The organism is Acidisarcina sp., from assembly GCA_035539175.1.
Classification (GTDB): domain Bacteria; phylum Acidobacteriota; class Terriglobia; order Terriglobales; family Acidobacteriaceae; genus JANXZS01.
Window position 1 is genome coordinate 1,169,738 of record DATLIY010000007.1, and the last position, 17,551, is coordinate 1,187,288.

The 17,551-nt window shown below is 60.8% G+C and carries 12 protein-coding genes; 8 read left to right on the forward strand and 4 right to left on the reverse strand.

Annotation, left to right across the window (positions count from 1 at the left end):
• Positions 1–41 precede the first annotated feature (41 nt).
• From VM554_07615 to glmM, 3 genes are all read left to right on the forward strand, one after another.
• Positions 42–257 (forward strand): DUF2905 domain-containing protein, encoded by a 216-nt coding sequence (locus VM554_07615; GenBank protein HVJ08236.1) that lies wholly within the window; start codon positions 42–44, stop codon positions 255–257.
• 131 nt (positions 258–388) lie between these two features.
• Positions 389–1,699 carry an exodeoxyribonuclease VII large subunit gene (xseA, locus tag VM554_07620; GenBank protein ID HVJ08237.1) on the forward strand — a complete coding sequence of 437 codons (1,311 nt, stop codon included), beginning with the start codon at positions 389–391 and terminating at the stop codon, positions 1,697–1,699.
• A 35-nt stretch (positions 1,700–1,734) separates the two neighbouring features.
• Positions 1,735–3,084 (forward strand): phosphoglucosamine mutase, encoded by a 1,350-nt coding sequence (gene glmM / locus VM554_07625; protein ID HVJ08238.1) that lies wholly within the window; start codon positions 1,735–1,737, stop codon positions 3,082–3,084.
• Positions 3,085–3,156: 72 nt separating this feature from the next.
• On the opposite strand, the gene polA is transcribed toward glmM, so the two are convergent.
• From polA to VM554_07640, 3 genes are all read right to left on the reverse strand, one after another.
• Positions 3,157–5,919, reverse strand: coding sequence for a DNA polymerase I (polA, locus tag VM554_07630; protein HVJ08239.1), 2,763 nt, complete (start codon positions 5,917–5,919; stop codon positions 3,157–3,159).
• Between the two features lie 108 nt (positions 5,920–6,027).
• On the reverse strand, positions 6,028–7,104 hold the full coding sequence (gene queA, locus VM554_07635) for a tRNA preQ1(34) S-adenosylmethionine ribosyltransferase-isomerase QueA (GenBank protein HVJ08240.1): 1,077 nt from the start codon (positions 7,102–7,104) through the stop codon (positions 6,028–6,030).
• 10 nt (positions 7,105–7,114) lie between these two features.
• Positions 7,115–7,792 carry a lysophospholipid acyltransferase family protein gene (locus VM554_07640; protein HVJ08241.1) on the reverse strand — a complete coding sequence of 226 codons (678 nt, stop codon included), beginning with the start codon at positions 7,790–7,792 and terminating at the stop codon, positions 7,115–7,117.
• Between the two features lie 101 nt (positions 7,793–7,893).
• Between VM554_07640 and recG the strand changes: the two genes are divergently transcribed.
• The gene (gene recG, locus VM554_07645; GenBank protein ID HVJ08242.1) at positions 7,894–10,149 is read left to right on the forward strand and encodes an ATP-dependent DNA helicase RecG; all 2,256 of its coding nucleotides are present in this window, start codon (positions 7,894–7,896) and stop codon (positions 10,147–10,149) included.
• 137 nt (positions 10,150–10,286) lie between these two features.
• Here the strand turns inward: recG and VM554_07650 are convergent, their stop codons facing one another.
• On the reverse strand, positions 10,287–10,526 hold the full coding sequence (locus VM554_07650; protein ID HVJ08243.1) for a hypothetical protein: 240 nt from the start codon (positions 10,524–10,526) through the stop codon (positions 10,287–10,289).
• 428 nt (positions 10,527–10,954) lie between these two features.
• On the opposite strand from VM554_07650, the gene VM554_07655 reads away from it, so the two are divergent.
• The 4 genes from VM554_07655 (at position 10,955) to VM554_07670 (ending at position 17,403) form a co-directional block, all read left to right on the forward strand.
• Positions 10,955–12,031: an MlaD family protein gene (locus tag VM554_07655; protein ID HVJ08244.1), complete on the forward strand. Its 1,077-nt coding sequence runs from the start codon at positions 10,955–10,957 to the stop codon at positions 12,029–12,031.
• Between the two features lie 178 nt (positions 12,032–12,209).
• Positions 12,210–14,342, forward strand: a complete 2,133-nt coding sequence (locus VM554_07660; protein ID HVJ08245.1) for a M13 family metallopeptidase — start codon at positions 12,210–12,212, stop codon at positions 14,340–14,342.
• A 191-nt stretch (positions 14,343–14,533) separates the two neighbouring features.
• A complete protein-coding gene (locus VM554_07665; GenBank protein ID HVJ08246.1) occupies positions 14,534–15,796 on the forward strand; it encodes a beta-propeller fold lactonase family protein in 1,263 nt (420 codons plus the stop codon).
• Positions 15,797–16,212: 416 nt separating this feature from the next.
• Positions 16,213–17,403 carry a beta-propeller fold lactonase family protein gene (locus VM554_07670; GenBank protein HVJ08247.1) on the forward strand — a complete coding sequence of 397 codons (1,191 nt, stop codon included), beginning with the start codon at positions 16,213–16,215 and terminating at the stop codon, positions 17,401–17,403.
• The last annotated feature ends 148 nt before the right edge of the window (positions 17,404–17,551 follow it).

The window sequence follows — 17,551 nt, forward strand, 5'->3', positions numbered from 1 at the left end:
CCTCCGTTACACTGGGGAGCATGGGTGGGAACCTGAGCGAGATGGGACGAATCGTTTTGATCGTTGGCCTGTTGATGGTGGCAGTGGGCGCCGCCCTCATAGTGGCTGGCCGCATTGGCATTCCCCTGGGCCGGCTGCCGGGAGACTTCGCGTACCGGGGCAAGCATGTCTCCGTCTTTTTGCCGCTCGGCACTTCCCTGCTGCTGAGCATTCTGCTCTCGCTTGTCTTGTATCTGCTTTCGCGCTTCCGCGGCTGAGGCATGGTTTCCGCTTCCCATCGAGGCGTGTAGACTTTTTCCTTGTGGGCCTGCCAAATCAAGAGAGAGAAAGAGTTCAGCTCGGCTTCCTGTTTGAGGAGCCAAAGCCTCCCACGCGCCGCGTCTGGTCCGTGGGAGAACTGGTGGGCGAGGTTCGTGCGCACATCGAGCGGGAATACGCCGATGTATGGGTGGAGGGAGAGATCTCGAACTTCCGCTCCGCGCCCTCCGGCCATCTCTATTTCACGCTGAAGGACGGCGAATCGCAGCTCCCCGTAGTTCTTTTCCGCAGGCAGGCGCAGTTGCTGCGCTTCCGGCCCGGCGATGGCATGCAGGTTCTGGTGCGGGGTAAGGTCTCCGTTTACGAGCAACGCGGCCAGATGCAACTGGTGGCCGAAATCCTGGAGCCGCTTGGGGCAGGATCTCTGCAGCTTGCCTTCGAGCAGCTTAAGGAGCGGCTGCGCGCCGAGGGTCTGTTTGCCACGGAACGGAAGCAGCCCATGCCCGCCTTTCCTCGTTGCGTGGGAATCGTGACGTCGCCTTCAGGGGCGGTGATCCGCGACTTTCTGAACATCGTGGGACGGAGGCACGCGGCCTTGCACGTCCTGCTCTATCCCGCCGTTGTCCAGGGAGAGGCGGCCGCGGCTGAAGTCGCGGCAGGCATCGCTTACTTTAACCAGACCCGCTCGGCAGATATCGTCGTGATTGCCCGCGGTGGCGGCTCGCTCGAGGACCTTGCCCCCTTCAACAGCGAGCTTCTGGCTCGCGCCATTGCAGCCTCGGAGCTGCCCGTTGTCTCCGCCGTGGGCCACGAGACGGATTTCACCATCGCGGACTTTGTCGCCGACCTGCGCGCGCCCACGCCCTCCGCTGCGGCGGAGCTGATAACCGAAGCGCAGCACAAAGTCGAGGAGCAGATCGATCAGTTGCGGCGGCGCCTGGAGCGGGCCAGCCGATATAAGCTGATGCAGGCCAGCGAAAGACTCGCGCGCCTCTCCATCGACGCCAGCTTCGCGCGCCTGCGGAATGCCTTCGGCCGCCGCCAGCAGCGGGTCGATGAGTTGGGCTTCCGAATGGAGGCTTCGTGGCGCAGGCTCTCGCGGATTCGTTATGATCGCCTGAACCACACAGTCAGCCGACTGTTGCAGCACGATGCGACACACCGGCTGCTCGTTCTGCGCGAGCGGCTGCAAGGGTTGGAAGGACGCATGGTGCGTGCCCAGCGTATCCACACAGCAAACTGCGCGGCACGGCAGCGTGCGCTGGAAGGACGACTGCAATCCCTGTCGCCGCTGGCGGTGCTCAATCGTGGCTACGCGCTGGTTTTCGATGAGAGCGGAACGTTATTGAAAGATTCGAAGCAGGCCGCCGAAGGAGATGTGCTGACAACAAGGCTGGCAACAGGAACACTGCGCAGCCGGGTCACCGAATCGCGACCCTGAAAAACACGCACGAAGAGAAAGGGCACGTCAGATTTATGAGAAAGCTTTTTGGTACCGATGGAATTCGCGCAGTCGCCGGAACTGCACCGCTGGACCCGACAACGATTTATGCAATCGGTATTGCCCTGGGACACTCGTTGAAGACCGCAGATTCCAACCCGAGAGTCCTTCTCGGGATGGACACACGCGAATCCGGCAATTGGATCGCGGCAGTCATTGCCGCCGGACTGGAGAGCGCCGGTGTGGGAGTGGTCAGCGCTGGAGTCATTACGACGCCAGCAATCGCATACCTGACGCGCAAACATCACTATGCCGCCGGCATCGTCATCTCGGCCTCGCACAATCCGTGGCAGGACAACGGCATCAAGATTTTCGGCAGTGACGGTTACAAATTGGCGGATGCGACCGAGTTGCGCATGGAAGAGGAGATCTTCCACCATCTGGAGGGCCTTACCGCACCCGACCCCGCATCCCTGCCCGTGCCCGCGATTGATACGCAATTGCGCCACGAATACGAGGCGTTTCTTCTCGCCTCGGTGCCCGGGCTCAATCTGCATGGCATGAAGCTGGTGATCGATTGCGCCAATGGAGCATCCTCCGCGATCGCGCCGGAGCTGTTTTCTCACCTTGGCGGCAACCCGGTCTTCACCCATGCCAAACCTGACGGCCGCAACATCAACGCTCGTTGCGGAGCGCTGTATCCCCAGGTAGTAGCCGCGGAAACAATGGCAAGCGGCGCAACCATGGGCATCACCTTCGATGGAGATGCGGACCGGGCGCTCTTCTCCGACGCCAACGGCAACGTGGTCAACGGCGATGCCATCCTGCTGCTTGCTGCGCGCGACCTGCAAAAGAAGAAGAAGCTCACCGGAGATATTGTGGTGGCTACCACCATGTCCAATATGGGCCTGGAGGCCGCGTTGAAGCGTAGCGGCATCCGTATGCTGCGCGCACCAGTCGGCGACAAATACGTTCTGGAAATGATGCAGGAGAAGAACGCGGCACTTGGTGGCGAACAGTCCGGCCACATCCTCTTTCCTCACCTGGCCACGACTGGCGATGGGCTGCTCACCGCACTGGTGGTGCTGGACCTGGTGCAGCGCTCAGGAAAGCCACTGCACGAGCTCTGCTCCGATATGAAGGTCTTCCCTCAGGTCATCGTGAATGTCACCGTAAGGGAGAAGCGTCCGCTGGAAGAGATCCCCTCCGTAACACGCGCGATCCACGCCGCCGAGAAAGAACTCAAGGACAGCGGGCGAGTGGTCATCCGCTACTCCGGCACCGAACAGCTCGCACGCGTGATGATCGAAGCTGAATCCGAGGAGGCGATGCGGCGGCACGCCGATGCCATCGCCGAGGCGATTCGCGCCGAGCTTGGAGCCTGAGCGGGCAACGAACGGGCCAGGGCGCCAATCATCCCATAGCCTGCAGGCACGCGGTGCATACGCCACTACTTACTACTTCAGGTCCCGCCAGTTCGCGCCGATGCCGCAGTCGGCCACCAGCGGGACCTTCAACTGGATGACGCCTTCCATCTCCTGCTTCACCAGCGACCGTACCGTCTCTGCTTCATCCTCCACCACATCAAAGAGCAGTTCGTCGTGCACCTGCAGCGTCATCACGGTATCAAGCTTCTCCTTCGCCAGCCGCTTGTCGATGCGGATCATGGCGAGCTTGATGAGGTCGGCGGCGGTGCCCTGCAGCGGCGTGTTCACCGCTGTGCGCTCGGCAAATCCGCGCAGATTGGCGTTGCGGCTCTGGATATCGGGGATGGGGCGCACGCGGCCAAAAAGCGTTCGCACGCGCTGTTCGCGCCTCGTCTCCTCCAGCACGCGATCGATATAAGCACGCACGCCCTGGTAGCGTGCGAAGTAAGTATCGATATACAGCCGCGCCTCGCTCTGCGAGATTCCCAACTGCGCCGCAAGGCCAAACGGGGAGATGCCATACACGATACCGAAGTTCACCGCCTTGGCGCGGTTTCGCGTCTCCTTGTCCATCTGCGCGGCGGGAATCCCAAACACCTCGGAAGCAGTCAGCGTATGGATGTCCTGGTTGGTCGCATAGGCATGCACAAGCAGCGGATCCTCGGAGAAATGCGCCATCAGCCTCAGCTCGATCTGCGAGTAATCCGCGGAGAGCAGCACGCGGCCCGGCGCGGCAATAAACGCGGCGCGAATCTCTCTCCCCAGTTCGGTACGAATCGGGATGTTCTGCAAGTTGGGATTCGTCGATGAGAGCCTGCCGGTTGCCGTGCCTACCTGGTTAAACGTGGTATGGACACGACCGTCGCGATCAACGAGCAGCGGCAGCGAGTCCACATAGTTTGACTTGAGCTTGGCAAGCTGGCGATACTCCAGCACCAGGCGCGGAACGGCGTGGTGCACGGAAAGATCTTCGAGCACATCCTGTGCCGTGGAAACAACCTTTCCCTTGCCATACTTCATTGGCTTGGGCAAACCCATCTTGTTGAACAGCACATCGCCAAGCTGGCGCGGCGAGTTGAGATTGAAGCGGTGGCCAGACTGCGAAAATATCTCCTCTCCCAGCCGCTGCATCTCCGCCGACAGCCGGTCGCCCATGCGGTTCAACACGACGCTGTCGATGCGTACTCCGGCGTCTTCCATCCTGCGCAGCAGCGGCACCAGCGGCAGGTCGATCTCCTCGTAGACACTGCGCTCTCCGAGTTCTTCCACATCGTGGCGCAGCGTGGCAGCAAGCTGGTGAATGACGTGGGCCGCCTCCGGCAATTGCGCCTCTCCCGTCTCCTGCAGAGGACGCGCGGTAAAGCGCGCTGCCACATCACTCAGCCGATGCGTGGAGTGCGTGGGATTGACCAGGTAGGAGAACAGCATAATGTCGTTCTGCACTCCGCGCAGTTCGACACCCTGCTGCTCCAGCGAACGCTGCATCCCCTTCAGATCGTGTACCGATTTTGCGACGGACTCGTCTTCGAGCAGCGCGCGCAACTCCTCGCATCCTTCGCCGTCCAGCGAAACCAGCAATGCATCGCCCGCCGCGCAGCAGAGGCCCAGGCGGAAGACGGGTGCTTCCTGCTTGCGCTCCTCTTCTTCGACAAGATCCAGCAGAGACATCGTCTTGAGCACCGGAAGATCTTCTTCAACGGCTTCCGTCTCCTGCTCTCCCACCTGCTCGGTGGCCACCTGAAACAGCGATGGCTCGACGGCAAGCGAGAAGCCATGCTTCCGCGCCTCCGCCACAAATGCTGCAATCTCCTGCGAGGTTGGCTTGAGGTTGAAGGCAACCTTGGTGAACTCCTCCGGCGCCAGATCCTTCAACATCGAGGTGAATTCCAGCTCGGTGAAGAGCGTGCGGCATGCGCCCGTGTCCGGCGAGAGAGTGCGCATCTCTTCGAGATCCAGCGTCACCGGAACATCGGTCGAAATCGTCACCAGCTCCTTGCTCAGCAGCACCGTGTCCCGGTTGTTCTGCAACGATTCGCGGTAGGTCTTGCGCTTGACCTCATCGGCATGATCGAGCGCCGCCTCCACGCTGCCGAACTGCTGGATCAGCTCCACCGAGCCTTTGTCTCCAATACCGGGAGCACCGGGAATGTTGTCGATCGTGTCGCCCCGCAGCGCCATCACGTCGATCACCTGTTCCGGCGGAACGCCCAACGTCTCCTTCACCTTTTCGCGATCGAGGATCAGGTTGTCCTTCGTCGGGTTGAGCACCTTCACATGCTCATTCACCAACTGCATCATGTCCTTATCGCTGGAGACAATCAGCACCGGATGCCCTGCCTCCGCCGCCTGCCGCGCAAGCGTGCCGATGACGTCGTCTGCCTCATATCCCGCCGACTGCAGGATGGGAATGCGAAACGCCTCCAATGCGCGGCGGATATAGGGCAACTGCTGTGCCAGGTCCGGTGGCATCTCGACGCGGTTGGCCTTATAGCCGTGGTAGTCCACTTCTTCGTAAGCCTGCGTTTCCGCGTTGAACTTGCGCAGCGTCAGCGACTTTGCCTTCTCGTCGCGAAAGACGCCTCCGCTGACATCGAAGACCGCTGCCAGATACTCCGGGTGGAAGTCGCGCCGCAGCTTGTTGATCATGTTCACAAAGACGTAGGTTGCCGCCGTGGGCACCCCCGTGCGCGTGGACATGGGCCGCTGCCGTTGCATGGCGTGATAGGCGCGGAAGATGAACGACATGGAATCAAGCAGGAAGACGGGCTGTGGGGTATCAGCGTTGGCAGACATCGAGACGAGTCTACCAGCCTCTTAGCGAAGAAGCTGCCCGCAGGCAGCAGAGAAGCAGTCAGCAGGAGATGCAATTCTCTCGCTAACCGCCTCTTGGCTGGCTGCTTGTCAGCTGATAAACATACAGTCGCCGTAAGAGAAGAAGCGGTAACGGCTGGCAACCGCATGACGGTAGGCCGCCAATACGTTCTCGCGTCCGGCGAAGGCGCTCACCAGCATCAACAGGCTCGATTGCGGCAGATGAAAGTTGGTAAGCATCGCCTGCACCAGGCGAAACTCCGATCCCGGCGAAAGAAAGATGCTCGTCACTCCGCTGTGCGCCTCGAGCGGCGCTCCCCCGGCCCGTAGCGCACAGTGTTCCAGGGTGCGGACAGTGGTGGTTCCGGCAGCGATGACGCGCCGGCCTTCGCGTTGCGCGGCGTTCAGCTCCTCTGCGGTCTCGGCAGGCAACGTGTATCGTTCGGCGTGCAGGCGAATCTCCTCCACCCGCTCAACCCGCAGCGGAGCAAAGGTGCCCAGCCCCACATGCAGCGTTACAAAGGCGATGCGGACACCTCGCGCGCGCAACCTCGCCAGCACCTCAGGCGTAAAGTGCAGGCCCGCCGTTGGCGCGGCCACCGATCCACGCTGCTCTGCATATACCGTCTGATAGCGCTCACGATCCGCCGCTGCATCGTTGCGGTGGATGTAGGGAGGCAGCGGGATATGTCCCAGCCGGTCGAGAGCCCCCCAGAAATCTCCGCATGGCGTAAACCGGAGCACACGCTCGCCGAACTCGCCTCTTGCTACGACCTCCGCCTGCAGCATGGGCGCCGATGACGCCTCCTGCGGAGCCGTGAAGTGAAGCATCTCTCCTACGCCTACTTTGCGCCCCGGACGCACCAGCGCCCGCCACTCCCACTCGGAGATCTGTTCGGTCAGCAGCACTTCAATCATGCCGGTTGGGGGCTGCTGCCCCTTCCTCACGGAGCGATGCGCAAACAGCCGCGCCGGAATCACCCTGCTGTTGTTGAGCACCAGCAGGTCGCCCTCGTTCAGCAACGAAGGCAGGTCGAGAAAGACGCTATCGCGGAATGCGCCAGTACGCCGGTTAAGTTGCAGCATGCGCGCGCCAGAGCGCTCCGCCGGCGGCTCCTGCGCGATAAGTTCTTCGGGGAGATCGAAATCAAAATCCTGAACAAGCACGAAGCTGATTTTAGAGCCTGTACACTTCTGCTGTCTGAGGCTGCCCTGCCATGTATGCCTCGGCGTTCAGCCGGGCACGCTCCAGCGCAGCTTCCAGCTCCAGCCGCCGCGCTTCCAGTTCGGCGGCATCGGCGTCAGCAGCAACCGGCACAGAGCGGGCAAAGCTGACCACCACGCGAGAGAAGGGCTTGGGGACCAGCAGACGGTCCCAGGAGGGCACCTGCCATGTACGCTCCGGCAGCAGGTAAAAGGAGGACGCGGGATAGCCGGTCATTTGTGCCAGCTTCACCGGGCCCATCTTGGTGCGGTAGACCGGACCGCGCGGCCCGTCGGCGGTAAAGATCGCCGGATGCCCCTGCTCCAGCGCCTGCTTCATGCCCAGCAAACCTTCGTGGCTGCCGCGGCTGCTGGACCCGCGAGCCGCTCCATAGCCAAGCTTCGCCGCGGCCCGGGTAATCAACTCGCCGTCAAAGCTCTGGCTGATGAGCACAACGGCGCGATACTGGCGGAAGTAGCAGGTGGCAAGCAGTACGGCGCGATGCCACATGCAATAGATTCCAGTGCCAGGTGGCGGCGGTATCTCAGCGCCTGGTTCGCAGATAATCTCATACCGCAGGGTTGAGCCGATGGCATGCAGGGCCAGCGCAACCAATGAGGGAACAACCGCCAGCGCAATACGTTGGCCCATACTCCAGCGGCGGTTTTTTGAGCGATCGGTCGAGCTTGCTTTCCCCACAGGATGATTCTAGAGCCTCTCCGGAACTTTGGGCCTCTGGTAGCATCGCAACTGTGCTTGCCCTTGAAACCCAGGTCCAGTTTGTCCGCGGCATCGGCCCGCGTATCGCGGAGACGATCAAGGCCAAGGGCATCCTCACCGTCGAAGATCTGCTCTACCATCTGCCGTTTCGCTATGAAGACCGGCTCAATCCTCGCGGCCTGAACGAGCTGGTCGCCGGAGAGATGGCAAGCGTCATCGGCGAGGTGCGCGGCACCGCACTGCTGCGCACGCGATCCATGCCCATCTTTGAAATGACCATCGGCCAGGGCGTGGAGACGCTCAAGTGCATGTGGTTCCACGGCACCTACCTCAAAGACAAGTTCCAGCCCGGGCAGATGGTCGCGCTCTTCGGCAAAGTGGAGCCTTCCAGCTCCAAACGCGGCTTCAAAATGATCCAGCCGCAGTTTGAGATCCTGCCCACCGACCTGGACGACGACCTCAGCCGGCTGCTCGAAGTGGGCCGCATCACGCCGGTTTACGAATCGCTGAGCGGCACCAGCAAATTGAGCTCGCGCTGGATACGCCGCGTGATCCACGGAGTCCTTGAAGACCTCAAGGGCCAGGTGCCGGAATCGCTGCCCAGGGCGCTGTGCGAACGTCTGCAGCTTCCCAGCCGCGAGCAGTCCTTTCGCGGAGTGCACTTTCCCGAAGCGGGTACCCCCTTCGTCCAGTTGCAGTCCTCGGCGACCGCCGCCCACCGCCGCCTGATCTTTGAGGAGCTGTTCTATCTCGAATTGGGGCTTGAACTGAAGCGGCGCAAGTTCAAGGAGAAGACTGGCATCGCGTTCCAGACAGGCAGCACCGTGCGGGAGGCGCTGCGCGAGATTCTTCCCTTCCACCCCACCACGGCGCAGAAGCGGGCCCTGGGCGAGATTGTGACCGACATGCGGCGGCCCGGCCCCATGCGCCGCCTTCTGCAGGGAGACGTCGGCTCCGGCAAAACCATCGTCGCCATGCAGGCCATGCTGGTAGCCATGGAAAATGGCTGCCAGGCGGCCCTGATGGCCCCGACGGAGATTCTGGCTACACAGCACTACCTGGCCGCCCGCAAGCTGCTGGAGCGCTCCTCACGCCGCTACAAAACGGTTCTGCTGACTGGCTCGCTTGACGATGAGCGCAAACGCAATGCGCGGCGCGCAATTTACCAGGGAGAGGCCAACCTCGTCATCGGAACCCATGCGCTGATTGAAGAAAAGGTCGACTTCGCCAATCTCGGGCTGATCGTGGTCGATGAGCAGCACCGCTTCGGAGTCCTGCAGCGCTTTCGCCTGATGCAGAAGCCGAACGCGGCAGAACCGGATGTACTGGTGATGACCGCGACCCCCATCCCCCGCACCCTCGCCCTGTCGCTCTATGGCGATCTCGACTTGAGCGTTCTGGACGAATTGCCGCCGGGAAGAACTCCCATCGTCACCCGGCAGGTCAGCGACGAGCGCGCCAGCGATGTCTGGCAGTTTGTCCGAAAACAGGTCGCCGCGGGGCATCAGGCATATGTCGTATATCCGGTCATCGAAGGGGCGAAGGACGATCAGCCGGAACTTGATTTCGCTCCCCCGGAGACGGAGGAAGCAACCGCGCCGGCAAAGCGCGGGACGTCCGCCTCGCGAAAAAAACCAACAAAGGCCGCCTCGCTCTTTACCGCCGACAAACCCTCGCTGAAGTCTGCCATCAGCATGTACGACAACCTGCGCGCCAACGACCTCGCCGGCCTTCGTCTGGGGCTGCTGCACGGCCGCCTCGATTCTGACGAGAAAGAGGTCATCATGCGGCGCTTCCAGCGTGGCGAGATCGACGTCCTCATCGCCACGACGGTGATTGAAGTCGGCGTGGACGTGCCCAATGCGACGGTAATGGTGGTCGAGCACGCGGAGCGGTTCGGATTGGCGCAACTGCACCAGTTGCGCGGCCGCGTCGGTCGCGGCGCAGCCCGGTCGTGGTGCATCCTGATGACCTCCGGCCGCATCTCCCCCAACGCCGAGCAGCGATTGGCTGCCATGGTGCGCACCCAGGATGGGTTTGAACTGGCGGAGCTGGATCTGCAGCTACGCGGCCCCGGAGAGTTCTTCGGAACCCGCCAGGCGGGTCTGCCGGACTTTCGCGTAGCCAGCCTGGTGCGCGACCGCGCTCTGCTGGAGCAGGCCAAGCAGGAGGCCGCCCGCTTCGTACAGCAGCCCCTGGCGGAGGCCACCGAAGAAGAAAAAGCCCGCGTCTGGAAGCAACTGAAAGATGCCTGGCAACGCCGCTACGGTCTGGTTGAAGCAGGGTAGGAACAGCGGGTCAGCAAGTCGGCGGAAAAGCGGTTAGCAAGTCAGCAAAAAAGCAGCCTCAGTCGCCTCTATTCCCCTTCGCTAACTCGCGTTTCGCCAACCGCCTTTTTAGCTGACCTGGTGACCCGCTGCTCTTCTTAGCTAACCTGCTGTTTCGCCAGTTCCTCCACCGCGACCTCGGCTGGTTTTGGCTTGCCGCGCGTCAGCACCTCCAGCTCTACCCCGACAATTTCGCCGGGCAGCGGCCGCTTCAGGTTCCGCGTGCACTGGCAGAGCTCGGTCAGACGCTGGTGAGAGTCCTGGCTCAATTCGAGCCCGGCGGAGATCAGCGCAGTGTATACCTCGACACATTCGTAGCGCTCGAACTCGAAGCTCATCCGCACCTCTCGTTCGGAGCAGCTCCGGCTTAGAATCCAGCCCCGGCACCCCAGAACAGAGCCAGAGAGCAACCGCGAAAGACGGGATGGGTCTTCGGCGCACAACGCAGACAATTTCAGATTCCAGGGCATCCTTTCGCCTCTTTTGGCCGCGGCTTCTCCCGCCGCCAGGCCGACATTCACCACAGACAATCACCACATCGGACGAGATTGACATTTTCATTACACGGTTTCAGGTACTTTGGTGACCATGGACCCTGGATATGGCTCGATTCCCCAAAAATGCTTTTCCTGCAACGAGCAACCGGGTAAGGTCATCCAAGCAAATGACCAGCACGCCGTCCTCCGTCCGGGGGCATGTATCGGTTTTGGTATTCTGAAGCGGCACAGGAGTTTCCCTGCGCCATCCAGGTGTTCGAAGAGGGTCCGTGCCAAGTCAGCAGGAAGTCCGGTGGTCTCAACTGAAAGTGGGCGTACTGGTGATTGCGGCGTTGTCTGCCCTCACCGCGCTGATCTTCCTGATGACAGGCAACACCGGTGGCTTTTTCACCGGCCGATTGATCGTGCGCTCCTATTTTGAGAACGCTGCGGGAGTCAAAGTTGGCGCTCCGGTCAATCTCGAAGGCGTCACCATCGGGAATGTGAAGGCCGTGCGCGTTGTGCCGGGCCACGGGCTCACCCCGGTGGAAGTCACCATGTCGGTGAACAGGAGGTTTCTGAATGGCCTCCGCATAGACTCAAAATCGACACTGGAGACGGTAGGCGTTCTGGGCGACACGGTTGTCGACATCAACAGCAAGCATGCCACTGGCCCCGTGATCGAAAACAACGCGGAGCTGCAGACAACCGAGTCTCCGAACCTGAGCGACGTCATCAAGTCCAGCCAGGGAACCATCGAACAACTCAATACGATTCTCGCCAAGGTCAATAACCTGATCGATGCCATGAGCAGCGGGAAGGGCTCGATCGGCCAGCTCATCAACAATCCGGATCTCTACAATAAGGCCGTCAAAACCCTGAACGACCTGCAGGCGACTTCGGACCGCATCAACAGCGGCAAGGGCACCATCGGGAAGCTGGTAGCCGATGACACGCTCTATAACCGCATCAATGATACGGCGGCCCGGCTGCAAGACATCGCCGACGGACTCGACAGCGGCAAGGGCACCGCCGGCAAGCTGCTCAAGGATGAGCAGCTCTATCACAACCTCAATTCAAGCGTCAGCAGTGCAAACCAGCTTCTTGCCGACATCAATGCGGGCAAGGGGGGCCTGGGGCTGCTCGCCAAAGATCCCGCCTTCGCCAAGAAGCTGGATGACACCGTTACAAAACTGGATTCCATCCTGAACCGTGCTGACAGCGGCGAAGGCACACTGGGCCAGCTCGTCCGCAATCCTGCGCTCTATAACAACACCAACCAGATGCTGACGGAGACTCGCGGCCTGATCGTAGGAATCCGGGAGAACCCCAAGAAGTACCTGACCTTCCACGTCAAAGTCTTTTAACGTCCTGCGACCCGGCAAACACCGCGGAAAGCGGCTACTCTACGTCTTCTCCCCTGCTCATGGTACTTTTCTAACCAAGACATACAGGCAGCCAGAAGTCCGCGGCCTGCGGTCTACAGGGGCCACCCGCTACTCAACCTGACAATTCCGGGCTCGCTCCTGCATTTTGAGGAGCGAAATGCAATCTACCCGTATCGTTCGCCTGCCCGCTGTCACTCTATCCCTGATTTGCTACATGATTTGCTCCCTGGTCCTCTCTCAGGCCAGCGTCACCTGCGCGCAATCCGCTTCTTCCCGGCCAAAGACTGCCGCCAATACCTCGGCGTCCGACGCGCCGGCCGAACCGAAAAAGCCGGTCCTGTTCGATACCACGGCCATCGACAAAACCGCCGATCCGTGTACGGATTTCTATCAATACGCCTGCGGCAACTGGGTCAAGGCAAACCCGGTGCCTCCGGACCAGATCCGCTGGGGCCGCTTCAACGAGCTTGCCGAGCGCAACAACTGGCTGCTCTACCAGCAGCTCCAGGCGGCCGCCAATCCCCGCGCAAAGCGCAGCCCGCTGGAGGCAAAATATGGCGATTTCTACGCTGCCTGCATGAACACGGCTGAGGCGAATGAGAAGGGGATGCAACCGGTCCAGCCGGCACTCGATCAAATCGCCGCACTCAAGGATAAGAGGAGCCTTGCCAGCCTGCTGGCATCCCTCAACACGCAGTACGGAACCAATGCGCTCTTCCGCTTCCGCGTTGAACAGGACGACAAGGATTCGTCGCGGCAGATTGCCGCGGCAATGCAGGACGGCCTGGGTCTTCCCGACCGCGATTATTACCTGGAGACGAGCGAACGGCAGCAGAAAATACGCCAGCAATACACCCAGCATGTGACAAATATCTTCAAGCTGGCCGGAGACACGCCAGAGCAGGCCGCAGACGAGGCCGCAAGTGTGCTGGCCATCGAAACTGCGCTGGCTAAGGCTTCGTTGAGCCACACCGAACTGCGCGAACCCGAGAAGAACTACCATCTCATCACCGTGGCGGAACTGGACAAGCTCGCGCCGGACTTCGACTGGAGCGAGTATTTCGACAACATTGGCGTGGGCAAGTTCGGCACGCTCAACGTCGCTCAACCCGAGTTCGTGAAGGGCATGAATGCGTTGATCGATACGCAGAGCCTCAATGCCTGGAAGAGCTATCTGCGCTGGCATACGCTGCACACCGCGGCACCGTGGTTGTCCACGGCCTTCGACGAGGAGAACTACAGCTTCTATCAAGCCACCCTCTCCGGCCAGCGGGCGCCGACTCCCCGCTGGAAGCGTTGCACCCGGCTGACGGATGGATTGCTCGGTGAAGCCGTCGGACAGGATTGGGTCCGGAGGAACTTTCCTCCCGACGCCAAGGCCAACATGAGCAAGCTGGTGGCAGCGCTCGACACCGCGCTCGCCCAGGACATTCAGCAGCTCCCGTGGATGTCGGAGGCAACCAAAAGGCAGGCGGAGGAGAAGCTCGCGGCAATCCGCAACAAGATCGGCTACCCGGAGGCCTGGCGTGACTACTCCAGCGTGCCCGTCCAGCGCGATGACCTGCTCGGCAACATCCACCGCGCCTCGCATTTCGAGCGCCAGCGCAACCTCAACAAGCTGGGCAAACCGGTAGACGAGAGCGAGTGGGGCATGACTCCTCCCACAGTCAACGCCTACTACAGCGCAAGCCTTAACGACATCAATTTCCCCGCCGGGATACTGCAGCCGCCGTTTTTTGACAACTCCATGGGACCGGCGGTTAACTTCGGCGGAATCGGCGTCGTGATCGGCCACGAGATGACGCACGGCTTCGACGACGCAGGCAGCAAATACGACGGGAAGGGCAACCTCCGGGAGTGGCAGACACCGGAAGACCGCAAGGCCTTTACCGAGCGAACCGACTGCGAGGTGGCGGAATATAACAACTTTGAGGCCGTCCCGGGGCAAAAGCTCAACGGCAAGCTCACCCTTGGCGAAAACACCGCCGACAACGGCGGGATTCGCATTGCCTACATGGCCCTGATGAACACTCTGGCCGCCGAAGGCTCCAAGGCGAACGAGCAGTTGGAGGGATACACGCCGCAGCAGCAGTTCTTTATCGCCTTCGGTCAGGTGTGGTGCTCCAATTCCACGGATCAGGCCGCCCGCCTGCTGGCGCGCACCGATCCCCACGCCCCCGGCAAGTGGCGCGTCAACGGCTCTGTGCAGAATTTTGAGGGCTTCGCCAAGGCTTTTGGCTGCAAAAAAGGCCAGCCCATGTACCCGGAAAAGAGCTGCCGCGTCTGGTGATCCCGGGAAGATGCGTTCGATTTTGCCCGGCTGCCATGGGTGGACAGCCGGGCTTTCTTTTCTGCTTCCCGCTCGGCAAGCTAGCCGAAAGCGGCCTAAGCTTTTACAATTCAGTTGGGAATAATCCCGATCCAGCTCTGCTGCAAGTGCAGCCCTCCACCAGCTTCAGCTGGCGAGGATGAAGGAAGCTCATGAAGTTCAGGAATATCGGCCAGGTACTCTTGGCCTCTGTCGTCTCCGTTGGGCTTTGCCTGGGAGTGACCTCGTGCAGCACCAGCTTTACCGTCGGCTTTCTTTATGTGGTCGGCGCGTCCACTTCCAATGGAGCCTCCGGCCAGATCTCCGGCTTCAAAATCGATAATGATAATGGCCGGTTGACGCCCATCACGAAGTCGCCCTTCAGCACCGCGGGCGCGAATCCTATCCGCGCCGTCATGTTCCCCGGCGGCCGTTTTCTCTATGTGCTGAACTCGAAGCCCACGGGAACCGCTGGTGGCAACATCGCGCTGTTCACGGTCGGCGGCAATGGGCTTCTCACCTTCCAGGAGAGCTACAGTAGCCAGGGCGCCAATCCGGTTTCTATCGCTGCGGGTAGTAATGGCGCTGATTTCATCTACGTTCTGGATCAGGAAGTACACGACGCCAACGGGAACGTGATTAACTCCGGGAATGGAGCCATCACGGTATTCTCCGTCGACCCCAACACCGGTCGCCTGTCGCTGGTAACCAACCAGCAGGTCCTGACCTCCGGCGGCAGCCAGTTGACGTATTTCCCGGTGGGCAACAAGCCAACGGCCTTCGGCCCCATCGCGAACAGCACGATCGTCGGCTCCTACATTTACACCGTCGATGCTGACCAGTCTGTCTTCCCCTATGCGATCAATGCTTCGAACGGCCAGTTGACGGTGACGCCCAACGGACCTCAGCCGACAGGCGCAACCCACATCAGTGCGATTGGCGGCAACTCCTCAAACGTCTTCCTGCTGGATGCGGGCAACGGCGGCCACAGCACGATCCTGCCCTATACGCGCGGACCCAACGGATCCCTGCAGACCGTCGTCGGCGGCGCGATTCCGAATGACCCGACCGTGACCAACCCCAGCGATCTGGTCGTCGATTCCAAGGGCAAGTTCCTCTATATCGCCAACGCCGGCCCCAACAACAATCCGGCCAACCCGGCTAGCGCGATCAGTGCCTATTCCATTCTTCCTAATGCGACCAGCGGTCTCCTGACCGCCGTCGGTGGCGAGCCGTTCCCCTCTGGCTCTCAGCCCGTCTGCATTCTGGAAGATCCCTCGAACCAGTACATCTATACCGCGAACCACAGCGACAGCACGGTGACTGGTCGAAAGATCGACACCAACACCGGCGTGCTGAATGATCTGGTGAAAGGATCGAGCATCGCAACCACGGGAAGCCCGACCTGGTGCGTGGTCACCGGCAGAACGCAATAAGCAGGCGGAAGAAGATCCCCTGCAATGGAAGGCCCGCGGCAAGCGGGCCTTCTGCTTTTTATCTGGCTTTCGTCAGGCTGGCGACGCTCTGCCGCCGCCCCCGGCCACCCCGCGATTCGGTAAGCCTTTGCGAACTGGCACGCAAGATAGCAAAAGAATTCCGGCTTTTGCAGCAAGCGATTCCCCTCACCCTTCACAATTCCCCTTACAATCAAAGAGAAGCTCGGCAAGAGTGTCAGGCGCAGTTGGCCCCTGCCGGTACAGGAATCGCAGCTGCGTTACGTAGAAATGGAAGCGTCTGAGCTAGCCGAAAGCTGCTCAAGCTTTTACAATTCAAGCGGGAGTCAATCCCCATCCAGTTTTGCTGCTATTGCAGCCCCAGGTCGCTGTTTGTGCGTCCAGGACGAAGGAAGCGCATGAAGTTGAGGAAATTAGGTCAGGTTCTGCTGGCCACTGCAGTATCCCTAGGTTCGAGTCTGGCAATCACGTCGTGTGGCAACGTATATACCATTGACTTCCTTTACGTGACCTCCTCGAAGAACAATCCCGGACAGGTCGCGGTCTATAAAGTCGATAACCAGTCAGGCGCGCTCACACCGCTTCCCCAGTCACCCTACCCGTCGGGCGGACGTAATCCCGTCGCGGAAGTGACCTCTCCGGACTCCAAGAATCTCTACGTCGTCAACCGCGACGACAACACCGTGGTACAGTTCGCAATCGGCAGCGATGGCAAGCTCTACCCCCTGCACACGGTAAATACACCGGGTGGCTTCCCCGTTGCGGTAGCTGTGAATCCAGCGGGTACCTTCCTCTATGTTGTGGATACCTACCAGCCCGGCTTTACCGATGCCACTCCGGGACCCGGCGCTCTCGTCGTCTTCCCGCTTGCCAAGGATGGATCGCTTGGCGCACCCGTGAATAACGGAAACCTCACCTACTTCCCGGTTGGCTTTTCGCCCATGGGCGTGACGGCTCTTGCTAACGGAAATTCGGTATATGTGGCTACCAAGCACGGCACTGTAGCCACCGACACAGGCCGCATCTACATGTTCAGCACGGGTAGCGGCGGTTCGGTCGCCCCCCTGGGAAGCGGCTTTGTTCCGGCAGGCGTAGCGCCGAATGCAATTGCCAGCGATCCCACGGGCCGCTTCGTATACGCGACCGACGGCGTCTCCAATCAGTTGATCGGATATACGGTGACCTCCGGCGGAATTCTCAACCCGATGATCAACGGCCCCTTCAAGACCGATCAGTTCCCGAACAGCATAACGATCGATCCTCGCGGCTATTACATCTACGTGACGAATTTCAATTCCAACACGCTGAGCGCCTATGCCCTGGATCAGTCCAACGGCACGCCCGCCCAGGTTGCCGGCTCGGGCACCTTCGGAACCCGCACGGGACCGACCTGCGTTGTCGTCGAACCCGGTCTTGGACGCTATGTCTACACCTCCAACTTCCTCGACAATACGGTCACTGCCTTCCAACTCAATCCGCACACCGGATCCCTGGTTGGCGTGCAGAATTCGCCCTTTGCCGCTCCCGGACAACCTACCTGCGTAGCCGCGATCGCACATGGCAATCACGCAGTTCAGGCCATCCCCTAACTGCTGCAAGACTTCCTGTACAAGAAAAGGCCCGCTCAGTGAGCGGGCCTTTTCTTGTACAGGAAGAAGTTTGTGAAGCAATCCAAGAGCCCAGGCTGCTCATTCCCAGATGTTGCACGCACGGCCTGTAGCTACCTCAGGCATACCT